Source organism: Streptomyces sp. NPDC059037, assembly GCF_042740015.1.
Lineage (GTDB): Bacteria > Actinomycetota > Actinomycetes > Streptomycetales > Streptomycetaceae > Streptomyces.
In genome coordinates, this window is the sequence record NZ_JBHYIG010000265.1 from 1 (window position 1) to 6,948 (window position 6,948).

The following is a 6,948-nucleotide window of genomic DNA, read 5'->3' on the forward strand; positions in this document are numbered from 1 at the left end:
TGTTGCCCCCCCCCCCCGCCCGCTCGCCGCCGATCGCTGTTTCCGGGGGCCCTGGGGGGGGGGGGGGGGGGCGGTGCCGTCCGTCTCACCCACCCACCCACCCAGCCGCCGGGGCCGCTCGCTGTGGGCAGGCGTTCCGCAGGGCGGAACGGGTGGGCACAGCGCCGACCGCCGGGTCAGCGAAGGACTGGGCGGTCAGGCCAAGGGGGAGGCGGCTTCCCCCGCCTCCCCTTCCGGCCTGCCGTCAGGTCGTTGCCGGGACCTGGGGACGCAGAAGCGTCTGCAGGCGGGTGGTGCGGTCCCTCGGGAGGACTTCCGCCACCGCCCGCGGCAGCGCCTGTTCCGCGCCCTGGACCACCGACAGGTGGCGCTCTCCGCGGCTGAACGCGGTGTAGACCCAGGCCCGGGTCAGCGCGGCCGTCGCGTCGCCCGGCAGCACCACGACCACCGCGGGCCACGTCAGGCCCACCGCCTGGTGCGCGGTCAGCGCCCAGGCGTGGCGGACCGTCTGCTCCACCCGCTCCTTCGGTACGACGACGGGGGCGCCGTCACACTCCAGGTGCAGCCCCTCCGCGTCGGCCCGGACCACCCGGCCCAGCGTCGTGCGGCCCGGCGCCGGGACGTGGGCGACGCGGTCGCCCGGGTCGAAGCCGCCGAACCGGCCGGGGCCGGGGTTCAGCCGCTCCTTGAGCGCCGCGTTCAAAGCGCGCGTGCCTGCCGCCCCGCCGTGCCCGGGGGTGATGACCTGGGTGTCCTGCGGGGGCACCCCGATCGCCCGCGGCACCGAGTCGGCCACGAGCTGCACCGTGCGGTGCACCGCCTCGCCCGCGTCCCGCACGGGGACGATCACGACCTCCTTGCCCGGCGCGTCGACCTGGTTCAGCTCGCCGATGCCGACACCGGAGACCAGCTCCCCGATGGGACCCGGATCCGGCGTGCGGGAGACGACCTGCGGGCAGCAGCGCGCCGCGACGAGGTCCGCGAAGACCCGTCCGGGGCCCGCCGACCACAGCACCCCCGGGTCACCGCTGAGCACCAGGCGGGCGCCGTCCGGCAGGGACTCCACCAGCATCGCGGCGCTCTCCACGTCCAGCTGCGGCGCGTCCAGGACCACCAGGAGGTCGAGGGCGAGCGCACCGTCCCTGTCCCGCCCCGGCCCCTCCGCCCCGGAGAGCAGCCCCGCCACGGTCACGGCGGCCGCCTCGTCCGAGCCGACGAGTCCGGCCAGGCGCCGGCGCCCCGCGGCGCTGTGCGTGGCGGCACACACCCGCAGGCCCAGCGCCTCGGCGGCGGCCGCCAGGGCGGCGGGCTCCGCGCGGGCCGTCTCGCCGCCGGTGTGCAGGACAAGCCCGTGCCCGGCCACCGCGCGGATCAGCTCGGCGGTGGAACCGGACGCCTTGCCCGCAGCGGACTCCCAGTCGGCCGCCGACGGTCCCGAACCGTCCTCCTTCGGCAGGGAGTTGATGACCCGGGCGAGCCCGTCGGCGAGGCTCTCCTCGGCCAGTGCGTACTGTTCGAGGCCCACCAGGACCCGCACCGGGCGCTCGGTCTCCTCGCCCTCGTCCTCGTCGGCCGACGGTGCCGGTGCAGGCGCTCCGGGTGTCTCGATGGCGTCCTGGAAGACGAGGATGTCGCCCTCCGTGATGGCGCCCTGCACTGCCGTGTCCGGGTCCGGCACGGCACGCTGCCCGAGCGCGGCGGTGAGCGCCGACGCATCCAGGGCCGTGTGCCCGGCGACCGCCGCCTGCTCCAGGAGCCATACGGTGATCGCGCGCCCCCTGCGCTCGTCGTCGGGCCCGCACTCCGCGCCGAGCAGCGCCCGCGCGAATCCGTCGGCCTGCTCGGTGCGCACACCGCCGACCCGGAGCAACTGCCAGGGGTCGTCCCGCAGTTGAGCGTCGGCGCCCTCGCCGAGCGCCGCCGCCGTGCGCGCGGCGAGGGCTGCGGGGGCCCCGCCTTCGGCGAGCACGGCACGGACCGCCTCCACAGCCTCGTCGTCGGGCCCCGCGGCGGCCGCCACGGGCTGCGGCCGGCGCACCGGCTGGGGCTCGGGCGCCCTGCGCGGTGCCGGCGCGGGCTCGCTGAAGGCGCTGGCCACCGGCTGCTCGCCGCTCTCCACGGCCCGGACGGCCGCCAGCAGGTCGGCGGCCTTGCCGCTGAGCTTCGCCCCCGCGTCGACGGGGCCCTGCTTGGCGGCCTTGCGCTCCTCGATCCGCTCCCGCAGCTCGCGCTGGGCGGCGATCTCGGCCTCGGCTTCGGAGAGTTCCTTGGCTTCGGCGGTGGCTGCTTCGGCGGTGGCGGCCTCGGCCTCGGAGAGCTCCTTGGCCTCGGTGGATTCCGCTTCCGCGGCGTCCCCCGCGTCGCTCTCGGCCGCTGTCTCGGGCGCGTCCGCGTCCGGCACGCTCGGGGTCTCCGGCTCGGTGCCCTCGGGGGCGGCGGTCTCCTCCGCGGCAGCGGTCGGCGGCTCCGTACTCACAGCGTGCTCCAGTCCTGATCGGGGTAGCGGTGCACGGGCGCCGACACATCGTCGAGCGCCTGGCAGATCTCGTCAGGAAGACTAAGGGTCTCCACTGACAAAGCGGCCGTGAGCTGCTGCGCGTTGCGCGCGCCGACGATCGGCGCGGTCACTCCGGGGCGGTCGCGCACCCAGGCCAGGGCGACTTGGAGGGGTGTCGCCGCGAGGCCGTCCGCGGCCGTGGCGACCGCGTCGACGATGCGGCTCGCGGCGTCGTCGAGATACGGCGCGACGAACGGCGCGAGATGCTCGGAGCCGCCCCGCGAGTCGGCGGGAGTGGAGTGCCGGTACTTGCCGGTGAGCACCCCGCGCCCCAGCGGCGAGGACGGCAGCAGGCCCACCCCCAGGTCCTGCGCGGCGGGCAGCACTTCACGCTCGATGCCGCGCTGCAGCAGGGAGTACTCCATCTGCGTACTGGCCAGGCGGGTGCGGGTGCCCGGCGCCGCGAGCTGCCATGTCGCCGCCTTGGCGAGCTGCCAGCCGGAGAAGTTCGAGATGCCCGCATAGCGCGCACGGCCGCTGCTGACGGCGATGTCCAGGGCCTGGAGCGTCTCGTCGAGCGGTGTGGCGGGGTCGAAGGCGTGCACCTGCCACAGGTCGACGTGGTCCGTGCCGAGCCGGGCGAGCGAAGCGTCGAGCGCGGAGAGCAGATGGCCCCGCGAGCCGTCGAAGCGCCGTTCCGGGTCGGGGACGCTGCCCGCCTTGGTGGCGATGACCAGGTCACGCCGTGGCACGAGCCGTTCTATGAGCCTGCCGAGCAGATACTCGGCCTCCCCGTCGCCGTACACATCCGCCGTGTCGACGAGGCTGCCGCCCGCTTCCCAGAACACCTTCAACAGGTCGGCGGCGTCGCTCTCGTCGGTATGCCCCCAGGTGAGGGTGCCGAGTCCGATCCGGGACACGCGAAGGCCGGTACGGCCGAGATGCCTCTGCTCCATGGGCGCTGAGGTTACTGGCCGGGCCCCCGCGGCGGGTGGGGCTGTGGGCAAACCGGCGCCTGTGGACAACTCCGCCACCCGTCCGCCCGCCCCTGACGGCCCTCACCGGCACGCGCTACAGTCCCCGGCACAGGGACGTTACTGCGCAGTAAGGGGATTCGGCCATGCAGCTCGGGATCAACCTCGGCTACTGGGGCGCGGGAATGGACGGCGACAATCTCGCCGTCGCCAAGGAGGCCGACAAGCTCGGCTACGCGGTCTGCTGGGCCGCCGAGGCGTACGGCTCGGACGCCGCGACGGTGCTGTCCTGGGTGGCCGCACAGACCGAACGTATCGACATCGGATCCGCGATCTTCCAGATCCCGGCCCGGCAGCCCGCGATGACCGCCATGACGGCCGCCACGCTCGACTCGCTCTCCGGGGGCCGCTTCCGCCTGGGCCTCGGCGTCTCCGGACCGCAGGTCTCCGAGGGCTGGTACGGCGTCAGGTTCGACAAGCCGCTCGCCCGCACCCGCGAGTACGTCGAGATCGTCCGCAAGGCGATGACGCGTGAGCGCCTTTCCTATGAGGGCGAGCACTGGACGCTGCCGCTGCCGGACGGCCCCGGCAAGCCCATCAAGCTCACGGTCCACCCGCAGCGCGAGCACATCCCGCTGTACATCGCGGCGATCGGCCCCAAGAACCTGGAGCAGACCGGCGAGATCGCCGACGGCGCCCTGCTGATCTTCCCCGCGGCCGAGCACCTGGAGGAGACCGCCATCCGCCACCTGCGCGCCGGGCGCGAGAAGGCGGGCAAGACCATGGACGGCTTCGACATCGTCCCGACGCTGCCGCTCGCGGTCGGCGACGACGTGCCCGGCCTCGCCGACATGTTCCGCCCCTACACCGCCCTCTACGTGGGCGGCATGGGCAGCCGCAAGCAGAACTTCTACAACCAGCTCGCCCAGCGCATGGGCTATGAGAAGGAAGCCGCCGAGATCCAGGACAAGTACCTGTCCGGCGACAAGGAAGGCGCCGCGGCCGCGGTGCCGCACGAGCTGATCGACTCGACCACGCTGCTCGGCTCCGTGGACCGCATCGCCGAGCGGATGCAGGCCTACGCGGCGGCCGGCGTCACCACCCTCACGCTGTCCCCTGCGGGCTTCACCCTGGAGGAGCGGATCAAGGCCCTGCGCGCGGGCACGGAAGCACTGGAGCGCGCCGGACTGGCGTAAGCGGAGGGGGAGAGTTTCTGCGGCCGTGGTGGGGGCTCGGGGGTCTTCCCCGCCACGGCCGTCACGGGGAACAACGCGCCGTGGAGCCCGTCGGTTACGGCCTGGTCCGGCCTTGACCGTCCTCCGTTTGGCGGAGCTGCCTCGTACCCCTGTTGCCCGGAGGCCGACTTCGCATTTGACTAGTTCTTTGCGGACGTCCGCGCGGAGGGCATGGAGGTGCCACTGATGCTTTCGGCCAAGAGTGTCTTCGACGAGATCCTCGACAACGACGAGTCGTTCCGGCTCTTCTGCTCCATCGCGGCCAGCGGCGAGTCGCAGGGCGGCTGGGAGAACGGGCGCATCGCGGCGCTGATCCCCGAGAGCGAGCGTGCACTGGCCCCCAAGGTGGTCCGGCACGGCGCCGACGAGGACAAGCACGGGCGGATCTTCAACGCGCTGATGCACAAGCGCGGCCTCGAACCGGTCGAGGTCCCGCACGAGACCGACTACACGATGCTTCTGGAGAAGCACGGCATCGGCCTCGCGCACGAGCAGCTGAAGGCCAACGAGCCGCTGACCGTGCAGGACATCGTCACGTACCTCGCGCACAGCAGGGTCACCGAACAGCGCGCCTCCGAGCAGATGCAGCTGCTGCGCAAGTACTTCTCCGACCACCCCGACATCGGCCGCGCGGTCAAGATGATCTCGAACGACGAGGACAACCATCTGGCGTACTGCCACGAGGAGTTGCTCCGCTTCGCCCACGCCGGGCACGGCCGTGCCATCCAGCGCACCCTGCGCGAGTGCGCGCTCGCCGAGATCCGCGTCTACCGCGACGTCAGCCTCGCCGTGATGGACCACATGGGACGCATCCTGGGCTGGCCGAAGGCCAAGTCGGCGGTGCTCGCCGCGGGTATCCACGGCGTGTACGCGTACGAACGGCTCGGCGGCTGGCGGCGGATGGTGTCCCTGAAGATGCCCGAGCGGCGCGACGCGCTGGGCGGGCCCGCCACCTCGGCGCCCGAGTTCGCCTGACCGGGGCCGCGGCCGCCCCTAGAGCCAGCCACGGCTCTTGAACATCCGGTAGAGGAACACTTCGAGCGCCGCCATCAGCAGGATCACGGCCGGGTACGACCACACCCAGTGCAGCTCGGGCATGTGGTCGAAGTTCATGCCGTAGACGCCCGCGATCATCGTGGGGACCGCGGCCATGGCGGCCCACGCCGAGATCTTCCGCATGTCGTCGTTCTGCCGCACGCTCATCTGCGCCAGATGCGCGGAGAGGATGTCGGACACCAGACGGTCGAGGCTGTCCACCGAGTCGTTCACCCGCGTCAGATGGTCGTTGACGTCCCGGAAGAACGGCCGTGCCGTGTCGTCCACGAAGGGTACGTCGGGCGCGAAAGGGCCCGCTCCGGAGAGGCGCATCATGGGCATCGCCAACGGTCCCGTGGCCCGGCGGAACTCGACGATCTGGCGCTTGAACCGGTAGATCCGGGACGCCGTGTTGCGGGTGCCGCCGCGGTCCGGCGAGAAGACCTCCGTCTCCAGGACCTCCAGGTCCGTCTGCAGCTCGCCGGCCACGTCCAAGTAGTGGTCGACCGTGGCGTCGGCGATCGCGTACAGGACGGACGTCGGGCCGTGCTTGAGCACTTCGGGGTCCGCCTCCATGCGGTGGCGTACGGCAGCCAGTGGCGACCCCTCGCCGTGCCGGACGGTCACCACGAAGCAGTCGCCGATGAAGACCATGATCTCGTCGGACGAGACGACGTCGCTCTCCGGCTCGTACACGACCGGTTTCAGGACCACGAACAGCGAGTCGTCGAACACTTCCAGCTTGGGCCGCTGATGCGCCTTCAGGGCGTCCTCCACCGCCAGCGGATGCAGCCCGAACTCCTCGCTGACCTGGTCGAACTCCGGCTCCGTCGGCTCGTACAGACCGACCCAGACGAACGCGTCGCCGGTGGCGCGCGCCTCGGCGAGCGCGTCCGAGAAGTGGCCGGAGCACTCGGTCCTTCGCCCGTCGCGGTACAGCGCGCAGTCCACGATCACGGAGCGCATTCTTCCGAACCTCCGCTCGGGACGCACCCCGTCGGCGGCTTAGGCTGGCCCGCATGCCCACGCTGATCCTCGTCCGGCACGGACGATCCACCGCCAACACCGCGGGCCTGCTCGCCGGGTGGACCCCCGGCGTGGCCCTGGACGAGGGGGGGGGCCCCCCCGGCCCCCCCGGCCCCCGCCGCCCCCCCGGCCCCGCCGCCCGCCGACCCGTCGACGCGCCCCCGCCCCCCCGCGCCGGGCC

General features: G+C 73.0%; 5 protein-coding genes and 1 pseudogene. 3 read left to right on the forward strand and 3 right to left on the reverse strand.

What is annotated here, in order from left to right; translation table 11 throughout:
• Positions 1-244 precede the first annotated feature (244 nt).
• Together ACFWY6_RS36560 and ACFWY6_RS36565 are read right to left on the reverse strand one after the other, a co-directional pair.
• Positions 245-2,476 carry a helix-hairpin-helix domain-containing protein gene (locus tag ACFWY6_RS36560; protein ID WP_384699875.1) on the reverse strand — a complete coding sequence of 744 codons (2,232 nt, stop codon included), beginning with the start codon at positions 2,474-2,476 and terminating at the stop codon, positions 245-247.
• The gene (locus ACFWY6_RS36565; RefSeq protein ID WP_266868795.1) at positions 2,473-3,453 is read right to left on the reverse strand and encodes an aldo/keto reductase; all 981 of its coding nucleotides are present in this window, start codon (positions 3,451-3,453) and stop codon (positions 2,473-2,475) included. The genes ACFWY6_RS36560 and ACFWY6_RS36565 overlap by 4 nt, the downstream gene beginning before the upstream one ends.
• 164 nt (positions 3,454-3,617) lie before the next feature.
• On the opposite strand from ACFWY6_RS36565, the gene ACFWY6_RS36570 reads away from it, so the two are divergent.
• Positions 3,618-4,667 carry an LLM class F420-dependent oxidoreductase gene (locus tag ACFWY6_RS36570; protein ID WP_384699878.1) on the forward strand — a complete coding sequence of 350 codons (1,050 nt, stop codon included), beginning with the start codon at positions 3,618-3,620 and terminating at the stop codon, positions 4,665-4,667.
• Positions 4,668-4,892: 225 nt separating this feature from the next.
• The gene (locus ACFWY6_RS36575; RefSeq protein WP_384699880.1) at positions 4,893-5,681 is read left to right on the forward strand and encodes a ferritin-like domain-containing protein; all 789 of its coding nucleotides are present in this window, start codon (positions 4,893-4,895) and stop codon (positions 5,679-5,681) included.
• Between the two features lie 18 nt (positions 5,682-5,699).
• On the opposite strand, the gene corA is transcribed toward ACFWY6_RS36575, so the two are convergent.
• Positions 5,700-6,698: a magnesium/cobalt transporter CorA gene (gene corA / locus ACFWY6_RS36580; RefSeq protein WP_384699888.1), complete on the reverse strand. Its 999-nt coding sequence runs from the start codon at positions 6,696-6,698 to the stop codon at positions 5,700-5,702.
• A 62-nt stretch (positions 6,699-6,760) separates the two neighbouring features.
• Between corA and ACFWY6_RS36585 the strand changes: the two are divergent.
• A pseudogene (locus tag ACFWY6_RS36585) lies at positions 6,761-6,948 on the forward strand (hypothetical protein); the annotation flags it as partial.